We start from the raw sequence: 23,497 nt of genomic DNA on the forward strand, positions 1-23,497 counted from the left end.
CGTCACCTGTCGGCTCTATGCCGTTCCTCAAACTCGTAACCGAGGCCCAGATATTGGCTCGGCTTTGGTGACAACTCATAGGTGGCTTTGCGCAGGAAATCCATCATCGCTTTTGCGTCCCCTGCCAGAGGGTCAAGCATGGCGCGCGGGATCGGGTCGCCGATGGCCACGCGCACGGGCGTATCGACACGTGCGCGGAACTCTTTGATCAGCAGCCCCATGCGCAGGTTTGCGTGCAGGTGACTGGCGATCTGGAACAAGCGGCTGGTGTGACCGTCAAAGTAGATCGGCACCACCGTGGCGTCAGACTTGGCGATCATCCGCGCCGTGAAGCTGCGCCAGCCGGGGTCCAACGGCTGCGAAAAGGGCCGCGCGGCGGTGCTGACGGTGCCCCCGGGAAAGATGCCAATCGCCCCGCCCTGCGCCAGATAGTTTAACGCGGTCCGGCGGGTGGCGAGGTTGAGCGCCAGTGCGGCGCGGTCTTCGGCAAAGCTGATGGGCAGCAGGTGATGCGCCAGATCCGGCGCTTGGCTAAAGACCGCATTGGCCATGATGCGAAAATCGCCGCGCGTCTGGCTCAGGATATGGCCCAGCATCAGCCCATCCAGAATGCCGTAGGGGTGATTGGCGATCAGAATGACCGGCCCCCGCGTCGGGATATCCGCCAAAGCGCCGCGCATCACGTCCAGCGTCAAACCACAGCGCTGCACCATCGCATCGAAAAATCCCAGCCCTGCGGCCAGATCGTCTTCATAGCCTTCGGCCCGTTTCAGCAAGGACACGCGCCCGGTAGTGTTTTCCATCAATCGAATGAGCGCCCTCCCGCCCCGGGTTCGGGCGGAATGGGCATAGCTTATGTCACGGGCGTAGGTCACATCTCGGCCTCAGGATCGTCTAGGCGGACACTTTAAGGCAAAGATGTAACAGCGGTATTACTCCGCCGCCTTGGCCGTGGCCGTGCCGCCTGCGCGGATCACCGCCAGCAGTTCTTCGCGCCGTTTCGCGGCCTTCGCCTCATTGGCCTGTTTGACCGGTCCGAAACCGCGGATTTGCAGCGGCAGTTCGGCCAGCGCCACGATGGCGTCGCGGGTCTGGTCGGTCAGCTTTGGCAGCACCTCGGCCATATCGGCCTCATATTGCTTGATCAACGCACGCTCCATCTTGCGCTCGGCGGTATAGCCGAAGGGATCGAGCGGCGTGCCGCGCAGCCCTTTGAACTTCGCCATGACCCGCAGCGGCCCTTCCAGCCACTGGCCGAACTCACGCTTCTGCGGACGGCCATTCGGCCCCATCTTCGAGATCAGCGGAGGCGCCATGTGGAAGGTCATGTTGAAGTCGCCATCGAACTGCGCGCGTGCCTTGTCGCGGCTGGTGATCAGCAGGCGGGCGACCTCGTATTCGTCCTTGTAACTCAGGAGTTTATGATACCCCAAGGCCACCGCCGCCTTGACGTCACGATCCTCGATACCGTCGAGCATCTTGGTATAGCGTTTGGCCAAGCCCTTGCCCTGATAGTCGGTCAGGTGGTTCTCACGGAAGGCGATCTTTTCCCCCAGCGATTTGGGCAGTTCGACCACGTTATCGGGCTGGCTCACCTTCCGCGCGTCCTCAGGGTAGAGCACGGCCCAGCGACCGATCTCGAAGGCCCGTTTGTTGCGCTCCACCGCCGCGCCGTTCATCTCGATCGCCTGCATCAGGCTCTCGAACGTCAGCGGCAGCAGGCCACGCTGCCACGCGGCACCGAAGATCATCATGTTGGAAAAGATCGAGTCGCCCAAAGTCGCCTTAGCGAGATCCGAGGCGTCGAACATCGCCACGTCATCCTTCAGCCGCGCCTCAAGCGCGAGGCTCAGCCGGTCATAGGGCATCTGGAACTCAGTATCGCGGGTGAAGTCCCCGGTGATGATCTGGTGCGAGTTCACCACCGCCCCGGTCTGGCCCGCACGGGTCAGACCCAGCGTCTTGTGGCCGGCAGAGACCACCAGATCGCCGCCGATGAGGGCATGTGCCTCGCCAGTGGCCACGCGGATCGCGCTGATGTCTTCGGGGCGTTCGGCCAGACGGCAGTGGATATGCACCGCACCGCCCTTCTGGGCGAGGCCCGCCATCTCCATCATGCCCGCGCCCTTGCCGTCAAGCTGTGCCGCCTGCGCCAGCAGCGCGCCGATGGTCACGACGCCGGTGCCGCCGACGCCCGTGATGACGACGTTATGGGTGCCGTCGATCTTGGGCAGGTCGGGCATCGGCAGGTCGGGAATGCTGAGATCGGTAGTCGGATCTTTGCGGATCTTGGCGCCTTCCAGCGTCACGAAAGAGGGGCAGAACCCGTCGAGGCAGGAGAAATCCTTGTTGCACTGCGACTGGTCGATGGCGCGCTTGCGGCCCAGTTCGGTCTCGTTCGGCACCACGGCCACGCAGTTCGACTGCACGCCGCAATCGCCGCAGCCCTCGCAGACGTCCTCGTTGATGAAGACGCGCTTGTCGGGGTCCGGGAACAGCCCGCGCTTGCGGCGGCGGCGCTTTTCGGCGGCGCAGGTCTGGATGTAGACGATGGCCGACACGCCCTTGTGCTCGCGGTAGGCCTTTTGCACGTTCGGCATTTCGGCACGTTCGTGGATTTCGACACCCTTGAAGCGTGACAGGTCCACGTCTTCCTTCTGGTCGTAGACAACCGCGACGTTCTTCACGCCCATCGCCTTCAACTCTTCGACGATGCGGTAGGCGTCAAGGTCGCCTTCGTTGTGCTGCCCGCCGGTCATGGCAACCGCATCGTTGTAGAGAATCTTGTAGGTGATGTTCGTCCCCGCCGCGATGGCCGCCCGGATGGCTAGCACGCCGGAGTGGTTATAGGTGCCGTCGCCGAGGTTCTGGAACACATGCTCGGTATTCGAGAACGGCGCCTCCCCGATCCAGTTCGCGCCCTCGCCACCCATATGGGTGAAGCCCGTCGTCTCGCGGTCCATCCATTGCACCATGTAGTGACAGCCAATGCCCGCATAGGCGCGGGATCCCACGGGCACCTTGGTCGAGGAGTTATGCGGGCAGCCTGCGCAGTAATACGGCAGGCGTGCGGCGATATCCTCGGCATTGTCCGAGCGGCGCGCTTCGTTGAGCGCCTCAAGGCCTGCGCGAATGCCATCGGTTTCGCGGCCTTCCTCCAAGAGGATGCCGCCGATCTTTTCGGCGATCAGGATGGGGTCGAGCGCGCCGCGGGTCGGGAACAGCTCTTCGCCATGTTCCATCCCCGCACCACCCTTGTGCCAGCCGTAGACCCGGCGGTGCGTGTCGTTGAACAGCGCTTCCTTGATCTGCACCTCGATCAGCTTGCGCTTCTCTTCGACCACGACCACCAGATCGAGGCCATCGGCCCAATCATGGAAGCCCTGCATGTCGAGCGGGAAGGTCTGGCCGATCTTGTAGGTGGTGATGCCAAGGCGCTCGGCCTCGTTCGCATCGATGTTCAGCAGGTTCAGCGCATGCACGAGGTCGAGCCAGTTCTTGCCAGCAGCGGCGAAGCCGATCTTGGCCCCGCGTTTGCCCCAGACCCGCTTGTCCATCTTGTTGGCATGAGAGAACGCCTCAGCCGCGAAGCGCTTGTAGTCGATCATCCGCGCCTCTTGCAGGTGCGGCGTGTCGTTCAGACGGATGTTGAGCCCGCCTTCCGGCATGTCGAACTCCGGGATGACCAGCTTCATGCGGTTCGGATTGCCGTCGACCACGCTGGTGGCCTCAACGGTGTCTTTCATGGTCTTCAGCCCGACCCAGAGGCCCGAGAAGCGGCTCAGCGCCCAACCATAGATGCCGTAGTCGAGAATTTCCTGCACGCCGGCGGGCGAGACCACGGGCATATAGGCATCGACCATCGCCCATTCCGACTGGTGCAATACGGTAGAGGATTCGCCGGTATGGTCGTCGCCCATGGCCATCAGCACGCCACCATGGGGCGAGGTGCCCGCCATGTTGGCATGGCGCATCACGTCGCCGGTGCGGTCCACACCCGGCCCCTTGCCGTACCACAGGCCGAAGACGCCGTCGTATTTACCCTCTCCGCGCAGTTCGGCCTGCTGGCTGCCCCAAAGCATGGTCGCCGCGAGGTCTTCGTTCAGACCCGGCTCGAAACGCACGTTGTAGTCGGTCAGGAACTTCTGTGCGCGCTGCATCTGCAGATCCACGCCCCCCAGCGGGCTGCCGCGGTAGCCGGTCACATAGCCCGCGGTATTGAGCCCCGCCGCCCGGTCGCGCGCCGATTGCATCATCATCAGGCGCACAAGCGCCTGCGTGCCGTTCAGCAGCACCGGGCTCTTGTCGAGGTCGAAACGGTCGTTGAGTGAAATCTTTTGCGTCGTCATGGCGGGCCCTCCCTAGCACGTCAGTCTTGCATGATTGCCCGGATTATAGGTCACAGTTGCTGACCTGTATAGCAGTTATTCCGCAACGGCGGTCCCGCAGGCGACGGTTTGTGCTGTTTTCTCCCGGCTATTAAGGTAGGAGAAAGGCTGGGCAAGGAAAGTACGGGCCATGGATTGGGACAAACTCAGAATTTTTCACGCCGTGGCCGATGCGGGGTCGCTGACCCATGCGGGGGACAAGCTCAACCTGTCGCAATCCGCCGTCAGCCGACAGATTCGCGGGCTGGAAGAGCAGCTTAACACCAACCTCTTTCACCGGCATGCGCGCGGGCTGATCCTGACCGAACAAGGCGAGCTTTTGTTCGACGCAACCTCCGCCATGGCCAAACGCCTCGACGCCGCCGCGGCGCGCATCCGCGACAGCGAAGAAGAGGTTTTTGGCGAGCTGCGCGTCACGACGACGACCGGCTTCGGCACCCTCTGGCTGGCCCCGCGTCTGCCCAAACTCTACGAGCAATATCCCGACCTCAAAGTCGACCTGATGCTCGAAGAACGCGTGCTCGACCTGCCGATGCGCGAGGCCGACGTGGCGATCCGCATGAAGGAACCGAGCCAGGCCGATCTGGTCCGCAAACGGCTGATGTCGGTGCGCATGGGCCTCTACGCCAGCCCGGAGTACCTCGAAAAACACGGCACGCCTGAACGTATGGAGGATATGACCGATCATCGGTTGATCTGTCAGAACACCGACAGCGATCAGGTCGGCGCGGGACTGCAACTCGTCAAAGAGCTAATGATGTACGACCTGCGCTCGCTTTTGACGGTGAACAACTATTTCGGCGTGCTCCAAGGCGTGGTGCACCACCTTGGCCTCGGCGTGCTGCCCAACTACCTAATCCAAGACTTCCCCCATATCGTGCAGGTCATGCCCGATATCGAATCCGCCGAGGTGCCGGTCTACCTCGCCTATCCAGAAGAGCTGCGCCAATCCAAACGCGTCGCCGCCTTCAAGGATTTCGTTCAAGAAGAGATCATTACCTACCGCAAGCAATGGCGCGAACGGGTGGAGGGCGAAGGCTGAACCGCAGCCCATGGCCAGCCATGCAATAGGTGCATATCGGCCATGATGACTTGCCATGTTAATTAGCCTTGATTTGAGCAGCCCTGCCTCCTATTTCACCATCATGAAGATTGACAGCCTGAGGGCGCGTCGCTTCATACCTCCCTGTTGGACTTGGCCGAGCTTTTAGCTCGGCCTTTTTTTTGGCCCATCGCCTTCTTTCAGCCCGCAGGCGGCCAAAGCCACTTCCCCCCCGGCACTTCCCCTTGTATGAGGGCGCAAACGCGCCAGCCGGGGAATTTCCATGCAAGATCCAGCCATCACGCCCGACCTTATCGCCAGCCACGGGTTCACCCCCGAGGAATACGCCGAGGTCGTCAACATCCTCGGGCGCGAGCCGAACTACACCGAGATGGGCATTTTCTCGGCCATGTGGAACGAGCACTGCTCCTATAAATCCTCCAAGAAATGGCTCCGCACTTTGCCCACCGACGGCCCCCAAGTGATCTGCGGCCCCGGCGAGAACGCGGGCGTGGTCGACATCGGCGATGGCCAAGCGCTGGTCTTCAAGATGGAAAGCCACAACCACCCCTCCTACATCGAACCCTACCAAGGTGCGGCCACGGGCGTCGGCGGCATCCTGCGCGATGTCTTCACCATGGGCGCGCGCCCGATCGCCGCGATGAACGCGCTGAGCTTCGGCCGCCCCGACCACCCCAAGACACGCCAGCTTGTGCACGGCGTTGTCGAAGGCGTCGGCGGCTATGGCAACTGTTTCGGCGTGCCGACCGTTGGTGGCGAAGTGCGTTTCGACAAAGCCTATGACGGCAACTGCTTGGTCAACGCTTTCGCGGCGGGCCTCGCGGATGCGGACAAAATCTTCTACTCCGCCGCCTCCGGTGTCGGCATGCCGGTGGTCTACCTCGGTGCCAAAACAGGCCGCGACGGTGTCGGCGGTGCGACCATGGCCAGCGCCGAATTCGATGACACCATCGAAGAGAAACGCCCCACCGTTCAAGTCGGCGACCCCTTCACCGAAAAGCGCCTGATGGAAGCCACGCTTGAGCTGATGGCCACCGGCGCCGTGATTTCGATCCAAGACATGGGCGCTGCGGGCCTGACCTGCTCTGCCGTGGAAATGGGCGACAAAGGCGGCCTCGGCGTGCGTCTCGACCTTGAAAAGGTCCCGACGCGCGAGCCGCATATGACCGCCTATGAAATGATGCTCAGCGAAAGCCAAGAGCGCATGCTCATGGTGTTGCGCCCCGAGCTTGAGGCCGAGGCCAAAGCCGTCTTCGACAAATGGGACCTCGACTTCGCCATCGTGGGCGAAACCCTCCCCGAAGACCGCTTCCTCATCTGTCTCGATGGTGAGGTCAAAGCCGACCTGCCGCTGTCGAAACTCGCCTCCACCGCGCCCGAATACGACCGCCCTTGGGAGGAAACACCCGCCGCCGCCGCGCTGACCGATGCGCCCAGCATCGACCCGATCGAAGGTCTGCGCGCCCTGATCGGCTCCGTGAACCACGCCTCGAAAGACTGGGTTTACGAACAGTACGACACGATGGTCATGGGCGACACGGTCCGCCTGCCCGGCCTCGGCGCGGGCATCGTGCGGGTGCATGGCACCGACAAGGCGCTGGCCTTCACCTCCGACGTGACCCCGCGCTACGTCAAGGCCAACCCCACCGAAGGCGGCAAACAGGCCGTCGCCGAAGCCTATCGGAACCTCTGCGCCGTGGGCGCCAAACCCTTGGCCACCACCGACAACCTCAACTTCGGCAACCCCGAAAAGCCCGAGATCATGGGCCAATTCGTCGGCGCCATCAAAGGCATCGGCGAGGCCGTGGGCGCGCTCGACATGCCCATCGTGTCCGGCAACGTCTCGCTCTATAACGAGACCGACGGCAAGGGCATCCTGCCCACGCCCACCATCGGCGCGGTCGGCCTGATCGACAGCCTCGACCAAGTCATCAGCAACCAATTGCGCGACGGCCATGTGGCCCTGCTGATCGGCGCGACTGGCAGCCACCTCGGCCAATCCGCCCTCCTCGCCGAAGCCTTCGACCGGGCCGAGGGCGACGCCCCCCATGTCGACCTCGCCACCGAACGCCGCCACGGCGAATTCATCCGCGCCCAAGCCAGCCAAATCTCCGCTTGCACCGACCTCGGCGACGGCGGCCTCGCCCTCGCGGCCTTCGAACTGGCCGAAACCGCAGGCATCGGCGTCGAGATCGAAAGCGATGACACCGCGACCCTCTTTGGCGAAGACCAAGCCCGCTACCTCGTCGCCTGCACCGCTGAAGCCGCGGAAACCCTGATCACCGCGGGCAAGGAAGCGGGCGTAGCGGTCACCGCCGTCGGCGCCTTTGGCGGCGACAAGATCAGCTTCGGCAATACCTCCGCGCCCCTGTCGGACCTGCGCGAGGTCTACCGGACCACTTTCGCCCAGACCTTCGCCTGAACCTCTGGTTTCGGAGCCGCCCTTGCTTGAGACCAAACGGTCGCGCGCAGGGCGGCGGGACAAGCTAAATCGCCGAGGGGCCCCTTCAGGGGATACGGCTATTTCGCTTGAACCGACGACAGGCGGGTGACAGGCCGGGATCAATCAAGGGTGGCTGCGAAACCTTCTGGTTTTGGAGAGACCCGCAGCCTGCTTCCCTCACCTCACCGCCTAAACCTCTGCGTTCAACCCCGCCAACATCCGCGCTTTTTCCCCCAGATCATCGGGACGCGAGATCGCCTCGGCCAGCGCTTCCAGCGACGCAATCGAATGCCCCGCGCGAAAACTGTCGACATGGGGCAGCATCGCGCGGATGCCCGCCGCTTTGGGCGCGAAACCGTCCCAGCGAAGCAGCGGGTTCAGCCAGATCACCCGCCGCGCGGTCAGATGTAGCCGCTGCATCTGCCGCGCCAGTTCCGCCGGATCGTCCCGGTCCAGCCCGTCGGTGATCAAGAGCACCACCGCGCCCTGCCCCATGACGCGGCGCGACCAGTCGCGGTTGAAGGCTGCCAGTGCCGCGCCGATCCGCGTGCCGCCCTCCCAGTCCTGCGCCTGCGCCCCCGCCGCCGCGAGGGCCGCGTCCACATCGCGGGTCGCGAGATGACGCGTGATATTGGTCAACCGGGTGCCAAAGGTAAAACCATGCACCTGCGACCAGCCTTCGCCCTTGCGATTGGCCACCGCGTGCAGGAAATGCAGGATCACTCGGCTGTATTGGCTCATCGACCCGGAAATATCGCACAGCACGACGAGGTTCGGATAGCGCGCGCGCGGTGTCTTCCGATAAAGCCGGTCCGCCTCTCCACCCCGCCGCAGCGCTGCTTTCATCGTGCGCGCCACGTCGATCCGCCCCCGCGCCGCCGCCACATTGTGGCGGCTTGGCATCGGCGGCACCGGCAGGTCGAGCTTGGCCAACATCCGTTTCGCCTCGGCCATTTCCGCGAGGCTCATCTGTTCGAAATCTAATGTCCGCAACCGTTCCCGCGCGGACATGGTCAGGCTTGCATCCACCTCGACGAGGGTCTCCTCGGGCTGAGGCGCGTCCTCCCGCTCCGGCGCCTCGGCCCCGTCCAACAGGGCCTCTGCCGCGCGTTTCTCGGCGGGCGTGGCGGGGCGATCCTCTTGCACGCCGCGGATCGCGGGCAGCATCGCGGCCATCATATGCTCCAAATACCGCGGGTCACGCCAATAGAGCCGGAATATCTGCGCAAAGACCCGCGCCTGTTCGGGGCGGCTTACGAAACAGGCGTGGAGCGTCCAATAGAAATCGCGGCGGCTGGTGAAGCCCACGGCAGCGACGGCCTCCACCGCCTCTACCACCCGCCCCGGCCCGATTGACAGCCCCGCCCGGCGCAGGGCGCGGGCGAAATGGGTGATATTCCCCGCAAGCTTGGGGTCCTCGGGCAGGTCCAAAGGCAGGTCTTCGGCCATCGTGCTCAGCCAGGCGCCAGCGATGCGCGGGCCTGATCGAGAATGCGCGCCGCCTCGGAGCCTTGCAACTTGGCGATGTCATCTTGATACTTCAGCACGGCGCCCAGCGTATCGGCGATAACCTCGGGGCTGAGCGTTGTGACATCCAAAGCCAGCAGGCATTTCGCCCAGTCAATCGTCTCCGCCACGCCCGGCTTCTTGAACAGATCCTCGGTCCGCAATTGCTGGACAAAGGCCACCACCTCGCGGCTAAGCGCCTCTGCCGCCTCGGGCGCGCGGGCGGCAAGGATCGCCATCTCGCGCGAGACATCCGGGTAATCGACCCAGTGGTAAAGACAGCGGCGTTTCAGCGCGTCATGCACCTCACGCGTGCGGTTCGAGGTCAGGATCACAATCGGCGGCTCGGGCGCACGGATCGTGCCAAGCTCGGGGATGGTCACCTGAAAATCGCTCAACGCCTCCAACAAGAACGCCTCGAAAGGCGCATCGGTGCGGTCTAACTCGTCGATCAGCAGCACCGGGGCGCCGTTCTCATCCGGGCGCAGCGCCTGCAATAGCGGGCGTTCGATCAGGTAGTCGTCGCTGAACAACTCCTGCGTCAGTGCGCGCCGGTCAGCGCCGCCGCCTGCCTCCGCCGTGCGGATCGCCACCATTTGTGCAGGAAAATTCCATTCGTAAACCGCGCTGGAGGCGTCGAGCCCCTCATAGCATTGCAACCGGATCAACCGCCGCCCCAGACCGGCAGCCAGCGCCTTGGCGATCTCGGTCTTGCCGACGCCCGCCTCGCCCTCCAGAAACAGGGGCCGCCCCAGCGTGAGGCTCAGGAACACCACGACCCCAAGCGCGCGGTCGCAGACATAGCCCTCAGCGCTCAGCATCTCTTGGACCGCGTCGATCGTATCAATGTTTTTCATGGCCCCAGTGGTGCATTCCCGCCCCGCCCCGTCAAGAGGGCAGACCGCGCGGCGGCAGATTGACGGGATTTCCCCGCGCTGGCATAGTCCCGCGCAATAAACGACGGCTTCCGGCAACAAGGGGGTCACAGGGGCGGATATGGGACAGAGCATTTTCATCGCGATCCGGCGCGGCGGGGTCTGACATGCGCATCACCGCTGTCACCTGCGTCAAGAACGAAGGCCCGTTTTTGCTGGAATGGATCGCCTTCAACCGGGTGATCGGGGTCACGGATTTTCTATTCTACTCCAACGATTGCAGCGATGGCACCGATGCGCTGCTCGACGCGCTTGCCCGCCACGGTATCGTCACCCATCTGCCCAACCCGGCCACCAATCGAAACTACCAGATGCAGGCGCTCAAGGATGCGCGGCGTCACCCCATCGTCACGCAGGCCGATTGGGTCTGGATCGCCGATGTGGATGAGTTTCTGAACATTCATGTCGGCGACCACCGACTGCCCGCCCTGATCACGGCCTGCGGCAACCCGCAGGCGATTTCGCTGCATTTCCAGTTCTTCGCCAATGGCAGGGTCGAGGATTTTGCCGACGCACCCGTCATCGCGCAATTCACTCATAGCCATAACCCCGACATTTGGTGCGCCGATACGGCGATTGAGGTTAAGACCTTGGTCCGGCACGACTTTCCCTTGGGCTACTACGGGGCGCACCGGCCCTTCCACCATGACACGAAGCACCAGCCGCATTGGACCGATGGCGCAGGCCGACAGGTGCCTAAGCCCTTTCGCAGTGCCGCCACCAAACGGCGCATCCGCGCCTTTCCCGCCCGCGGCGCACGGCGCTTTGCCACGCTGAACCACTACGCGCTGCGCTCCCTCGACAGCTATCTGGTCAAGAACGACCGTGGCGACGTGAACCGCGAACACCGCGCTTTTGACGACAGCTATTGGCGCGACCGGAACGATGCAGCTTGGGAGGATCGCTCGATCCAGCGCTACCTGCCCGCCTTGAATGAAGAAATCGACCGCCTAAAAGCGCTGCCCCGCGTCGCCGATCTGCATGCCGCCTCCGTGGCCGCCCACCGCGCCCGCCGCGACGCGCTGCTGACCGATCCGAGCTACCGCGCGATGCAGGCGCAACTGCGCGCAGCCAGCCCGTTCTGCGCCGCCGAGGCGCGGATCCGCGCCGAGATCGGCCTCACATGACGGGGCCGCGGATCGTCAACCTCGGCCTGCCCAAGACCGGCACCACCACGCTCACGGATGCGCTGCGCCACGCCGGGCTCAAGGTCGCGGATTGGCGCATTCGCAAGGGCCAAAGTAGCTCTACCGAGATCACCGGCGCGCATGTAGGGCGGATCATCTATGCCGACTACTTCGCCAGCGGCGACCCGTTGGCGCGGCTGCATGAGTTCGACGTGATCAATGAGATGAGCGCCGTGCGCCATGACCGCAGCCTTTGGCCACAAACGGATTGGGGCGTGCTGAACGCCATTCAGCACCACCACCCCGAGGTCAAGTTTCTACTCTCGCACCGTGATCCGGCCAGAACGGCCAACAGCATGATGCGCTGGAACAACCTGGGCCGCCGCCGTTTGCCACAGGCCGATGTGCCGGGGCTGCCCCGCGGCTTTGGCCGCGACGAGGCCGAGCTTGCCCGGTGGATCGAAGGGCATTTCGCCTTCTGCCGCCGCGTCTTCGCCGGTTGTGCCAACTTTCTGGAGTTCGACATCGAAGACCCCGAGGCGCGCGACAAGATCGCGGATTATCTTGAGATCGACTTGCCGTGGTGGGGCCAAAGCAACACCGGCAAGGCGGAGGCCGGGTGATGCGGCTGACCCTCTTCATCGGTCCGACCGAACGCGCTGCCGCCCGGCTGCGCAACATCCTGCAACAGCAAAAGGACGCGTTGCTCAAGCAGGGGGTTCTCGCCGCTGACTGGAACCACGTCCGCCTCTATGCCGCTTGCGCCGCCCCGGAAGCGGTGGGGCTGCTACGGCACCGCCGCGGCTTGGACAGCCCCCTGATCGGCACCACCCTGCGCGATGAATTTCACGCGCTGATCCCCCATGAGCTGGCCGCGACCCGCGCCGATCATGTGGTGTTTAGCGCGGCGCAACTGGGCAACCTGCTGTCGCAGCCCGAGGAGCTGCGCGCCCTGCACGATCTGCTGCGCCCCTATTTCGACGACATCCGCGTGATCGCGCATCTTGATGAACAGGCACGGACGCTGGTCGCGCATTACGGCTTTGCCGTGGCCGAAAGCCGCCGTCATCCGCTGACGCAGGAACTGGCCTTGGCCGAGCGCGGCGACTGGTGGCAGGGCGCGCTTGCCCAGAGAGAGACCGCGCCGGACTTCGGCCTTTTCCCCGAGGTGCAAGCCCCTCCCTTTTGGCTCGATTATCAAGCGCTGCACGCCCATTGGGCCGCCGCCTTCGGCGCAGAGAAAATTACGTTTCGCCCGCTTGACCTGCCCCATCTTATGTCCAAGTCCGGGTCCACGGAGATCACCGAGAGCTTGGGCCTTTCCACGCCCCTCGGCCCGGTCGATCCCGGGCGCGCCCTCGCGGCCCTGCCCGCGCCTTGGCTGACGCGGATGCGGCAGTTCAACGATGTGCTGATCCGCTACCAACAGGCCCATGACCTCGCCTGTCCGCGCAGCACATGGAGCCAGATGTTGCAGGCGCTGCAAATCGGCGGCCCCGTGATCAAACCCGGAAGCCTCGCCGCGATCTCCGTCCATTTCGCCCGCGACAACGCCGCACTCATCACCCGTTTTCCAGCGCTGGATCAGGCGCTTACCCCCGACGCGCCCGAGGCCCCGTGGCAAGAAGCCGACCCCCAGTTCGGCTTTCGCGCCACCCAATACCTCGCCGCCTTCGCCCACCGCATCCGCAGCACCGCGACCCCGCTCGCGCAAAAACGCGCAGATGCCGAGGAGGCCCGCCGCTCTGCCGCGAGGTTCGAGGCGCTGTTGCACGATCCCGACGCCCCCGAAGAGACGCGCGCCGCCAATGATCGGCTCCTCACCCGACTAAAGGTCAACCACGAAACCATTCTGCGCGGCCCTTTCCGCCCCCACAACGGCGCAGCCCCTGCGGGCGAAGACCAACCCGCGCCCGCCTATACCGCCGTGCCCCCGCGCACATTGCCGTCCGGCAACAGCGGCAATGTCATCGTCGCCTGCATGAAAAACGAAGCGCCCTATATCGTCGAATGGGTGGCCTATCACCGCGCCGTGGGTTTTGATAACTTCCTGATCTACACCAATGATTGCAGCGACGGCACCGATGCCGTTTTGGGGCGTCTGCAAGACATGGGCATTCTCCAGCACCGCAACAACGACAATTGGAAAGGCAACTCCCCCCAACAACACGCGCTGAACCAAGCGCTGGAGGAACCGCTCGTCCGCCAAGCGGAATGGATCGCGCATATCGACGTTGACGAATTCGTCAACATCCGCACCGGCAACGGCAGGCTCGAAGACTTCTTCGCCGCCGCCCCCGAGGCCACGAATATCGCGATGACGTGGCGCCTCTTCGGCCACAACGGCGTGGCCGCCCTGTCGGAGGCCCCCGTGATCGGCCAATTCGAACACTGCGCACCGAGCTTTTGCCCCAAACCCCATACCGCATGGGGGTTTAAAACGATGTTCCGCAACCTCGGCGCCTATGGCAAACTATCCTGCCACCGACCAAACAAATTGGACGAGGCCGCGGTGTCCAAGATCAAATGGGTCAACGGCGCGGGCCGCGACATGACGCGCGACGCGCTGCGCAACGGCTGGCGGTCCTCGCGCAGCAACGTCGGCTATGATCTGCTACAGTTGAACCATTATGCCCTCCGGTCAGCCGACTCCTTCCTCATCAAACGCCAGCGCGGGCGCGCCCTTCACGTCGACCGCTCCATCGGGATCAACTATTGGATCCGAATGGACTGGAACGACCACCGCGACCTGTCGATCCAGCGCAATTTGCCCCGCCTGCGCGCCGAGATGAACCACCTCCTCACCGACGCCCAACTCCGCAAACATCACCAAGCGGGCCTCGACTGGCACCGCGCCAAGGCCGAAGAACTGCGCCAGACACCGGAGTTCCGTGATCTCTACCGCCAAGCGCTTAACATCAAGTTAACCGCGACAGAGCGCGCCGCCTATGCCCTTGCCCTCGATATGGAAAGCTGACCCGTGACACAGGCCGCGCCCCCGTCTGAACCCAATTTCATCCACTCCCGCGGCATGAAGTTTCCCGACGATCCGGCGATCCTGCGCGGGCGGATCCGCAAGCTGCTGCGACAGAACGCCTATGAAGCCAAGGAGAGTGAGGCCGCGCTGCGCGTCGTCCGCGAAGGCGACAGGGTGATCGAACTGGGCGGCGGGGTTGGCTATATGTCGACGCTGGTGGCCAGCAAACGCAATGTCGCCTCGGTCCATAGCTTTGAGGCGAACCCCAACCTCATCCCCTATATCCGGCGGGTCCACGCGGCCAACGGACTGTCGAACGCCCATGTCACCAACGCGATCCTCGGCCCCGCCCCCGGCAAGGCGGATTTCTATGTGCGCGACCGCATCCTGTCGTCTTCCCTGACCCGTTTCAAAGACGAAGACCCACCTGAGACTCATCAGATCGAGGTTCTCCACGCGGCTCAAGTCTTTGCCGATCTCACCCCAAGCGTATTGATTTGCGACATCGAAGGGGCCGAGGTCGATCTCATTCCCACCCTGCCCCTCGACACCCTCCGCGCCGCGATCATCGAATTACACCCGCAATGGATCGGCCCCGAGGGCGTCAACAAGGTCTTCGCCGCCTTCATGCAAGCGGGCTTGGCCTATTATCACCGCGGCTCGCACAACAAAGTCGTGGCTTTCCGCCGTAGGTGGTAACGCCCCCTCCCTAGTCGCGCCACCGGAAAACCGTCACATTCTCTTCAATTTCTCACGGATTTTCCGCATTTTCGCCCTAATATCCGGCTACACCCAGCTGAAACGGCGGTTCTGCCCCGCCCCGACAAGCCCGAGGATGCCCGATGCCGCGCGAGACGCCCACGATCGAAAGCTCACTGGCCGATATGCCCAAACGCAAATGGCTGCGCGCGATTGAGGCCGTCGCCGAAGAAGACGGCTATTTCCAATCTCTGGGCAAAAGCCACTTCTCCGCCTTCATCGAGCGTGAGACGACCCTGCTCGTCACCTTCGAGACCTATCAGGGCATGCATGCGCTCTCTGACAAGGCGCAGCCCTTGGGCTGGGACATGGTGCGCAATCACGACTGGTCGCATCTGTGCCTTGCCAGCGACGGTGACACATGGTTCCGCGCCGAAGAGGTCTATGCCTATTTCGACCGGCTGATTGACGACGGCTTCTTCGACGAATTCGACCAAGTGCTCTTCTACGGCGCGGGCCCCTGCGCCTATGCTGCCGCCGCCTATTCCGTGGCCGCGCCCGGCGCGGCAGTGGTGGCGATCCAACCGCAGGCCACGCTGAACCCGCGCATCACCGAATGGGATGACCGTTTCGCAGATATGCGCATCCTCGATTTCACCTCCCGCTATGGCTATGCGCCCGATATGCTCGACGCCGCCGAACGGGTCTTCGTCCTCTACGATCCGCGCGAGAGGCTCGACGCGATGCATGCGGCGCTCTTCACCCGCGCCAATGTCACCAAATTGCGGATGCCCTTCATGGGCGATGCGCTGCAAACCGACCTGCTTGAGATCGACCAGCTAGACCCGCTGTTGCAAGCCGCCGCCGAAGGCACGCTGGACGCAGCCCGCTTCGCCGCTCTCTACCGCGCGCGGCGCGATTACCTGCCCTATCTGCGCAACCTCAGCCAAGCGATCAACACCCAAGGGCGCGAACTGCTGCTCGAAGCGCTCTGCGCCAATGTCTCAGCCCGGATGAAAGCCCCCCGCTTTGCCCGCCGCCTAGAACGCATCCGCGCCAGACGCAAGGCGCGCGTGGCCGAGGCCGCGACCGCCACCTGATAGGTTTTCAATCTGGCGCGCGGCCTCGCTCTGTGCTAGCCCCGCGCCCATGACACAAAGCCTCACGATCCGCCGTCCCGATGACTGGCACCTGCACCTGCGCGACGGCAATATGCTGCGCGCCGTGGTCCCGCACAGTGCCCGCGATTTTGCCCGCGCCATCATCATGCCCAATCTCGTGCCCCCCGTGGTGACAGGCGCTCAGGCCGCCGCTTACCGCGACCGGATCATGGCCGCCCTGCCCGAGGGCGCGGATTTCACGCCCCTGATGACCCTCTACCTGACCGAGGAGACGGACCCCGACGATGTCGCCCGCGCCCATGCTGAAGGGCTGATCCACGCCGTCAAACTCTATCCCGCAGGCGCCACCACCAACTCCGCTAGCGGCGTGTCGAACTTCGACAATGTCGCCCCGGTGCTCGACCGCATGGCCGAAATCGGCCTGCCCCTTTGCACCCACGGCGAGGTTACCGACAGCGAGGTCGACATCTTCGACCGCGAAGCCGTGTTCATCGACCGCGTGCTCGACCCGATCCGCCGCGCGCACCCTAAGCTGCGCGTCATCATGGAACATATCACCACCTCAAACGCCGTGGACTACGTCCGCAGCGCCGAGGCGGGCCTCGCCGCAACGATCACCACGCACCATCTGGTGATCAACCGCAACCACATCCTCGCCGGTGGCATCCGCCCGCATTACTATTGCCTGCCCGTGGCCAAACGCGAGACCCACCGCCTCGCCCTGCGCCAAGCCGCCACCTCAGGCGACGCGCGCTTTTTCCTCGGCACCGACAGCGCCCCCCATACCGACGGCGCGAAACTGCAACCCTGCGGCTGCGCGGGCTGTTTCACCGCGCCTAACACGATGGCGATCCTCGCTCAGGTGTTCGAAGAAGACGGCGCGCTCGACAAGCTCGAAGCCTTCACCTCGCTCAACGGCCCTGCCTTCTACGGCCTGCCGCCGAACGAAACACAGATCACCCTGCGCCGCGAAGCGCCCCAGCACCCCGACAGAATCGACACGCCCGACGGCCCGGTCACGGTCTTCGACCCCGGTTTCGATCTGCACTGGACCACCTGATCTTCATCCTTTCTTAAATACCGCTCCGACCTCTCCCCACCCAAGGACGCCTGCCATGATTCCCACCAGCCACCCAAGCCCCCAAGAAATGGCCCGCCTCACCGCGCGCATGTTGCTGGAGATCGGCGCGGTGCATTTCAACGCGGATGAGCCCTTCACGCTGGCCTCCGGCCTGCCGTCCCCCACCTATATCGACTGCCGCAAACTGATCTCGCACCCGCGCATCCGGTCCACGCTGATGGATTTCCTCACCGTCACCGTCATGCGCAACGCGGGCTTCGAGGCTTTTGACAATATCGCCGGGGGCGAGACGGCGGGCATCCCCTTCGCCGCCATGGTCGCCGAACGCATGGCCCTGCCGATGACCTATGTGCGCAAAAAGCCCAAAGGCTACGGTCGCAACGCGCGGATCGAAGGTGAGATGACGCCGGGCCAGCGCGTGCTACTGGTCGAAGACCTGACCACCGATGGCGGCTCGAAACTCAGCTTCGTCGACGCGATTCGCGAAACCGGGGCGACCTGCGCCCATACGGCGGTGATCTTTCACTATGGCATCTTCCCCCAGACCGAAAAGACCCTTGGCGACCATGGCGTTACACTCCACGCGCTCTGCACATGGTGGGACGTGCTGGCCGAGGCCCGCGCCCAAGGGGCCTTTGACGAGGCCACGCTGACGGAGGTCGAAGCCTTCCTGAACGCCCCGCGCGATTGGCAGGAATCCCGCAAAAGTTAACCGAATTTTCGCAAGATGTTGACCGAAGGCCCCACCACAAGGCAAAATGTGGTGGGGCCTTTTGTCGGTAAAGATATCCACAAAAGATACAATTTGCGCCGGGCGAACCCACTGGCTATGAGGTCCATCTGGGTAGAAATGGGTGAGGTCATGAACGAGATTACATCGCTGAACGCGAACCAATTGGCCGTGCAGGCACCGGAATCGATGCCGCATTCGATCGAGGCCGAACAGCAGCTTTTGGGCGCGATCCTGACCAACAATGACGTCTACGACCGTGTCGCGTCCGTCATCGGGCCTAAGCATTTCTACGAGCCGGTCCACGCCCGCATCTTCGACATCGCGGCTCAGCGGATCGCCAAAAACAACCTCGCCTCCCCGGTCACGCTCAAGGCCTTCATGGAAGACGACGAGGGGCTGAAGGAGCTGGGCGGCCCGGCCTATCTCGCCCGTCTCGCGGGTGCGGCGATCAGCGCTTTCGCCGTGCGTGACTACGCACAGATGATCTATGACCTCGCCGTGCGGCGCGATCTGATCCAGCTGGGTCGCGACATCTCGGCGAAGGCCGCGCAGGTCGATGTCTCCTCCGAGCCGCGCGAGCAGATCGTCGAGGCCGAGCAGGAACTCTACAAGCTGGCCGAGCAGGGTCAGGTCGAGAGCGGCTTCCAGTCTTTCCTCAAGGCGGTGACCGACGCGGTCAACGTCGCCAATGCCGCCTACCAGCGCGACGGTGGTCTTTCGGGCGTTTCCACCGGGCTCATCGACATGGACAAGAAACTGGGCGGGTTGCACCGGTCGGACCTTCTGATCCTCGCCGGACGTCCTTCGATGGGTAAGACCTCGCTGGCGACAAACATCGCCTTCAACGTGGCCAAGGCCTACAAGCGCGGGATGAAGCCCGATGGCACCGAGGGTGCCATCGACGGCGGCGTCGTGGGCTTCTACAGCCTCGAGATGAGCGCCGAACAGCTCGCCTCGCGTATCCTGTCCGAGGCCGCCGAGATCCCCAGCCACCAGATCCGCTCGGGCGACATGACCGAGGCCGAGTTCCGCCGTTTCGTCGATGCCGCCAAGGCGCTTGAGGCCTGCCCGCTTTTCATCGACGATACGCCCGCCCTGCCGATCAGCCAGCTTGCCGCCCGTGCGCGACGGCTCAAGCGGACCCATGGGCTCGACGTGCTGATCATCGACTACCTGCAGCTTGTGCGCGGCACCGGCAAATCTGAGAACCGGGTGAACGAAATTTCCGAGATCACCATGGGTCTCAAGGCGATCGCCAAGGAGCTCGACATCCCCGTGATCGCGCTTTCGCAGCTTTCGCGTCAGGTGGAAAGCCGCGAGGACAAGCGACCGCAGCTTTCGGACCTGCGGGAATCCGGCTCGATCGAACAGGACGCCGACGTGGTGATGTTCGTGTACCGCGAGGAATACTACAAGGAACGCGAGAAGCCGGGCGATCACGAGCTCGACAAGATGGCCGTCTGGCAAGAAGAGATGGAGCGGCTCCACGGCCGCGCCGAGGTGGTGATCGGCAAGCAGCGTCACGGCCCCATCGGCACGGTAGACCTCAGCTTCGAGGGCAAGTTCACCCGCTTCGGCAACCTCGTGCAGCCTTGGCAGCAGGGCGGCGGGGACGATCAGGAGTTTTGAGGGGAGAGCCTTCCGTTTTCCCTGAGGAACGATTTTAAAGAACCTAGGGCCATCGCCTGCCCGCGGGTGGGCGATGCAACAAAAGTTCGGTACCACTTTATCTTTCAACTATGATGTGCGTGCCGCGAGGTCTCACCCAGCCTAGCCAAATCGCCTACCCGTCCGGGCGGGCAGGCGATGGCCCGGCGCCTGCGGCTTGATTCCGGGCTGCGTGGCAACCTCGACTGGTGCTTTTGCCGCCATGATCGGTCTTAAGGAACGCCATGCCGAACTTCACCTAGTGGCCCCCCTTTCGCCAAGCAGGCTATGGCCCGGCGCCTGCGGCCTGATTCCGGGCCCGGTGGCAAAAGGGCCCGGCAACGCTACCGGGCCCCAGCCTCACTCAGCCGCCGACTTCACCTCATACATCAGCCCCTTCGCGGTCCCCTCCGGAAAACCCTTCCAGTAGCTGTGGTCCTCCTTCTCGGTCCCATCCTCATCGACCGACCAAACACCGTCGTTCGAGTTCTCTACCAGCTCGAGATACGCCGCCTTCTTACTCTCACCCTTCAAATGACTATCCATCCACGCGGTCACGAAATGCTGCGCGATGTTGTTCATCCGCGCCGTGTCCCAGACCGCATCGGTGTAATGCTCGGAGATGTTGAAGCCCTTGTCTTCGCTGAAATAATAGGCTTCCTCCGGCGCCGGCATGGGCGCGCCCGCGTTGTGGCCCGCGTTCATGTAGGTCAGCAGCGCGCGGTCTACGTTCGAGGTGTTCTCCCAGATCGCCCGGATGCCGTTTTCGTAGAGCGAGGTATCGTCCTGCGAACCTGCGATGAACAGTATCGGGTTCTGGACCCCCGCCAGCCCCTCTGCATCCCAGAAGCCGCGGTTCATGCCCCAAGGGCCGAAAGCCACGGCGGTCTTGATGCGCGGATCGGGCAGCGCGTCATGCGTCTCGGAGCCCGCCTGATGAATGCCTAGCGTCCCGTGCGGCCCGCCCCAAGTGTAGCCGACCGATGCCTCCGTCACCCCGCCCCCGGCGGTGATGATCGCGCCGTAGCCGCCCATGGAATAGCCGATCAGACCTGTGTTCTCGGCATCATAGAGCCCCGCGAAGTCACCGCCCTCCGCGGCCTTCTGCGCCATCTGCTCCAGCACGAAAAGCTGGTCCAGCGAGCGGTTCACCAGTGTCGAGCCAAAAGCCGCCTGCGTGCGGTAGGTGCTGTCGGTATGGTCGATCGAGGCCACGACATAGCCTTTGGAGGCGAGGTTCTCTGCCAGATGCGACATGAGGTACCGGTTGCCCGGATAGCCATGGCTGATCAGTACCAGCGGAAAGGTCTCGCCCTCCGCCGGATCGACGTCGCGCATGGCCTGTCCCTCGAGCGTGACCTCGGTGGTGCCGTCGCGGAGATAAGCCTTGAAGGAGGTCTCGCCCTCCGCCCCCTCGGCGGCGGGATAATACATCTCGACCGTGAGCGGCCGGTCATAGCGCGGCATCTCCTCAGGCTTGTCGGCGGCGGGGTCGATGGCGAGGATGTCGATCTGGCCGGGGTTGACCATCTCCAGTGTCCGCACCCCCACGGCATAGTCGCCATAGGCCGCAAGTTCGGGCGCATTCGGCAATTGCCGGTCGATCCGGTTCTCCGCCTGCGCCGCGCCAGCGGTAAGGCCCGCGGCAAGCAGGGCTGTGGTGGTCATATGTCGGTGCATGGTTCGTCCTCCCTTGAATTGGGCCAAGCCTACCCGGGCCACGGGAACAGGCAAGCGCCCTTCGGGTAACGTTACGGAAGTTTCACATCTATCCCCGCGCGGCGCGCGCCACTTCGGCCTCGTTCAGCCCGTATTTCCCGGCGAATTTCGCTCGGGCGGCCAGCAGTCTTGGATCGTCGGGCTGCATCCCCAAGGTGCGGATAAAAGCCACCCGCTGCTGCTGTTTCAAAGCCTCGGTGTCGATATCGGTGCCCATGGCCCGGTCAATGATCTCCCCGCCCGGGCTGACGTGGAACCACTTGTTGAAGTCGCGAAAGTGATGCTGGTTGTGCAGCCGGGTGACATGCAGCTCCACCGCCGTTTTCGGCACCGTCAGATGCGCCGTCATGTGAAACCACTCATAGCCCAGAAAGGTCAGCACCCCACCCAGAGGCACGATCGCCGTGGCGATCCAGATGCTCGCCTCGACCCCCAAAAGCGCCGCGATGCCCCAGACCAGAAGGAAATTCCCCACGAGCATCGGCAGCGCGACCCAGAGCGGCACGAAGAACAGCCCGTGATTGGTCGGGAAGTCATGGTGCCCATAATGCGCGCGGTATAGCAGATCGAAGGCCCACTGCCGCTTGGGCGGGGCAAGGTGAAAGACATGGCGGTGCAGGTTGTACTCATTAAGCATCTGCGCCGCGCCCCCCAGCGGCACCAGCGGCCAAGACCACAGCGGCGCCCCCCAAAGCATCGCAACAAAGGCCACCACAGCGGCCAGCGCCATGAGCGACACGCCCGCATGGCCGAACATGATCTTGATCCTTGACATCCGCCTGACCTCCCCATCCTGCGCATCCGGTAGGCAAAACTGTAACAAATCCCCCGCCTCCCTGTCGCGCATGACGTTAGGTGCCCTTGGCCGCTTGACCTCCCCCCTCATTCCGGCCCACATCCGCGCATGACGAAATCGACCCTGACCATCGACCTTCAAGCCATCGCCGACAACTGGCGCGCTCTCGACCGTATGACAAAGGCCGAGACTGCCGCCGTGGTCAAAGCCGACAGCTATGGGCTGGGCGCCGCCCGTGTGGCCAAGACATTGGCCGAGGCCGGGGCGCGGCAGTTCTTCGTGGCCCTTACCGAAGAGGGGGTGGCCCTGCGCCAAGCCTTGGGCGAAGGCCCGGTGATCAATGTCTTTTCCGGTCATATGGCGGGAGATGCGGAGGCGATTGCCGGTGCCGCGCTGACGCCGATGATCAATTCGACCGAGCAACTGCTGCGCCAGCTAGAGACCCTGCCCGGCCATGCTTTCGGCATCCAACTCGACAGCGGGATGAACCGGCTGGGGATGGAGCCCGCGGAATGGGCGGCCCTGCGCGACATCGCGCTGAGCCAGAACCCCAGGCTGATCATGTCGCATCTGGCCTGCTCGGACGCGCCGGATCATGAAATGAACGATGCGCAACTGCGCAGTTTCAGCGACATGACCCAAGGGGTCGAGGTGCCGCGCTCGCTCTCCGCAACGGGCGGCATTCTGCTGGGGCCGGAGTATCATTTCGACGTCACCCGGCCCGGCATCGGTCTTTACGGCGGGCGCCCTTTCACAGAGGCGCGGCCCGTGGTCATCCTCGACGTGCCGGTGATCCAGACCCGCAGCGTTACCCCCGGGGAGACTGTGGGCTATGGCAACACTTGGACTGCGGAGAGCACCGTGAAGCTCGCCACCGTGGCCGCGGGCTACGCCGACGGCCTTCTGCGCGCGATGGGCAATGCGACCGGCACCGCCTGTTTCCAGCATGAGGGTGTTACCCTGCCCATCCTTGGCCGCGTCTCAATGGACCTGATCACGGTGGATGTCTCTGCATTGGAGGAGGTGCCCGCGACCCTGCAACTGCTGGGGCAAAGCCAAGGCATTGACGATTTGGCGGATTGGGCGGGCACGATCGGCTATGAGGTGCTCACCTCATTGGGCGCAAGATACGCGCGAAACTACGCCGGTTAGGTCGGCGATTTTCCCCCGCATCGCAGCACGCCGCCGAGAGAGTCGCTGCGCGACTCACTGGCGTTCCCCCACGGTACGCATCGCCCCTGCCCTGCGCTGCCGATCACGAA

At 63.8% G+C, this 23,497-nt stretch carries 17 protein-coding genes; 11 read left to right on the forward strand and 6 right to left on the reverse strand.

The window, feature by feature from the left end:
* Nucleotides 1-2: 2 nt before the first annotated feature.
* Nucleotides 3-875, reverse strand: a complete 873-nt coding sequence (locus tag HKX24_RS06575; protein WP_271691461.1) for a lysophospholipid acyltransferase family protein — start codon at nucleotides 873-875, stop codon at nucleotides 3-5.
* A gap of 57 nt (nucleotides 876-932) precedes the next feature.
* Nucleotides 933-4,349 carry an indolepyruvate ferredoxin oxidoreductase family protein gene (locus tag HKX24_RS06580; RefSeq protein ID WP_276153890.1) on the reverse strand — a complete coding sequence of 1,139 codons (3,417 nt, stop codon included), beginning with the start codon at nucleotides 4,347-4,349 and terminating at the stop codon, nucleotides 933-935.
* Nucleotides 4,350-4,518: 169 nt separating this feature from the next.
* Between HKX24_RS06580 and HKX24_RS06585 the strand changes: the two genes are divergently transcribed.
* Entirely contained in the window at nucleotides 4,519-5,430 is a 912-nt protein-coding gene (locus HKX24_RS06585; protein ID WP_209217657.1) for a LysR family transcriptional regulator, read from the forward strand.
* A gap of 283 nt (nucleotides 5,431-5,713) precedes the next feature.
* Nucleotides 5,714-7,873 (forward strand): phosphoribosylformylglycinamidine synthase subunit PurL, encoded by a 2,160-nt coding sequence (gene purL, locus HKX24_RS06590; protein ID WP_271691463.1) that lies wholly within the window; start codon nucleotides 5,714-5,716, stop codon nucleotides 7,871-7,873.
* Nucleotides 7,874-8,083: 210 nt separating this feature from the next.
* Here the strand turns inward: purL and HKX24_RS06595 are convergent, their stop codons facing one another.
* Nucleotides 8,084-9,343, reverse strand: a complete 1,260-nt coding sequence (locus HKX24_RS06595; protein WP_271691464.1) for a VWA domain-containing protein — start codon at nucleotides 9,341-9,343, stop codon at nucleotides 8,084-8,086.
* 5 nt (nucleotides 9,344-9,348) lie between these two features.
* The gene (locus HKX24_RS06600) at nucleotides 9,349-10,257 is read right to left on the reverse strand and encodes a MoxR family ATPase (protein WP_168613237.1); all 909 of its coding nucleotides are present in this window, start codon (nucleotides 10,255-10,257) and stop codon (nucleotides 9,349-9,351) included.
* Between the two features lie 185 nt (nucleotides 10,258-10,442).
* Between HKX24_RS06600 and HKX24_RS06605 the strand changes: the two genes are divergently transcribed.
* From HKX24_RS06605 to HKX24_RS06640, 8 genes are all read left to right on the forward strand, one after another.
* A complete protein-coding gene (locus HKX24_RS06605) occupies nucleotides 10,443-11,462 on the forward strand; it encodes a glycosyltransferase family 2 protein (protein WP_276153891.1) in 1,020 nt (339 codons plus the stop codon).
* Nucleotides 11,459-12,085, forward strand: coding sequence for a sulfotransferase (locus tag HKX24_RS06610; protein WP_271691466.1), 627 nt, complete (start codon nucleotides 11,459-11,461; stop codon nucleotides 12,083-12,085). Before HKX24_RS06605 ends, HKX24_RS06610 begins: the two co-directional genes overlap by 4 nt.
* A complete protein-coding gene (locus tag HKX24_RS06615) occupies nucleotides 12,085-14,439 on the forward strand; it encodes a glycosyltransferase family 2 protein (protein ID WP_271691467.1) in 2,355 nt (784 codons plus the stop codon). Before HKX24_RS06610 ends, HKX24_RS06615 begins: the two co-directional genes overlap by 1 nt.
* A gap of 3 nt (nucleotides 14,440-14,442) precedes the next feature.
* Nucleotides 14,443-15,138 (forward strand): FkbM family methyltransferase, encoded by a 696-nt coding sequence (locus HKX24_RS06620; protein ID WP_346428854.1) that lies wholly within the window; start codon nucleotides 14,443-14,445, stop codon nucleotides 15,136-15,138.
* A 143-nt stretch (nucleotides 15,139-15,281) separates the two neighbouring features.
* Nucleotides 15,282-16,238, forward strand: coding sequence for a phosphoadenosine phosphosulfate reductase (locus HKX24_RS06625; protein ID WP_271691469.1), 957 nt, complete (start codon nucleotides 15,282-15,284; stop codon nucleotides 16,236-16,238).
* A 49-nt stretch (nucleotides 16,239-16,287) separates the two neighbouring features.
* Nucleotides 16,288-17,319, forward strand: a complete 1,032-nt coding sequence (gene pyrC / locus HKX24_RS06630) for a dihydroorotase (protein WP_271691471.1) — start codon at nucleotides 16,288-16,290, stop codon at nucleotides 17,317-17,319.
* Between the two features lie 55 nt (nucleotides 17,320-17,374).
* Nucleotides 17,375-18,052, forward strand: coding sequence for an orotate phosphoribosyltransferase (locus tag HKX24_RS06635; protein ID WP_271691472.1), 678 nt, complete (start codon nucleotides 17,375-17,377; stop codon nucleotides 18,050-18,052).
* Between the two features lie 150 nt (nucleotides 18,053-18,202).
* Entirely contained in the window at nucleotides 18,203-19,702 is a 1,500-nt protein-coding gene (locus HKX24_RS06640; protein WP_271691474.1) for a replicative DNA helicase, read from the forward strand.
* 378 nt (nucleotides 19,703-20,080) lie between these two features.
* Here HKX24_RS06640 and HKX24_RS06645 read toward each other — a convergent pair whose 3' ends face one another.
* Together HKX24_RS06645 and HKX24_RS06650 are read right to left on the reverse strand one after the other, a co-directional pair.
* Nucleotides 20,081-21,388 carry a dienelactone hydrolase gene (locus tag HKX24_RS06645; protein ID WP_271691475.1) on the reverse strand — a complete coding sequence of 436 codons (1,308 nt, stop codon included), beginning with the start codon at nucleotides 21,386-21,388 and terminating at the stop codon, nucleotides 20,081-20,083.
* Nucleotides 21,389-21,488: 100 nt separating this feature from the next.
* Nucleotides 21,489-22,196, reverse strand: a complete 708-nt coding sequence (locus HKX24_RS06650; RefSeq protein WP_276153892.1) for a sterol desaturase family protein — start codon at nucleotides 22,194-22,196, stop codon at nucleotides 21,489-21,491.
* Nucleotides 22,197-22,343: 147 nt separating this feature from the next.
* Here HKX24_RS06650 and alr point away from each other — a divergent pair, with 147 nt between their 5' ends.
* Nucleotides 22,344-23,387, forward strand: coding sequence for an alanine racemase (gene alr / locus HKX24_RS06655; protein ID WP_271691477.1), 1,044 nt, complete (start codon nucleotides 22,344-22,346; stop codon nucleotides 23,385-23,387).
* The last annotated feature ends 110 nt before the right edge of the window (nucleotides 23,388-23,497 follow it).

Source organism: Sulfitobacter sp. M85 (assembly GCF_029285915.1).
Lineage (GTDB): Bacteria > Pseudomonadota > Alphaproteobacteria > Rhodobacterales > Rhodobacteraceae > Sulfitobacter > Sulfitobacter faviae.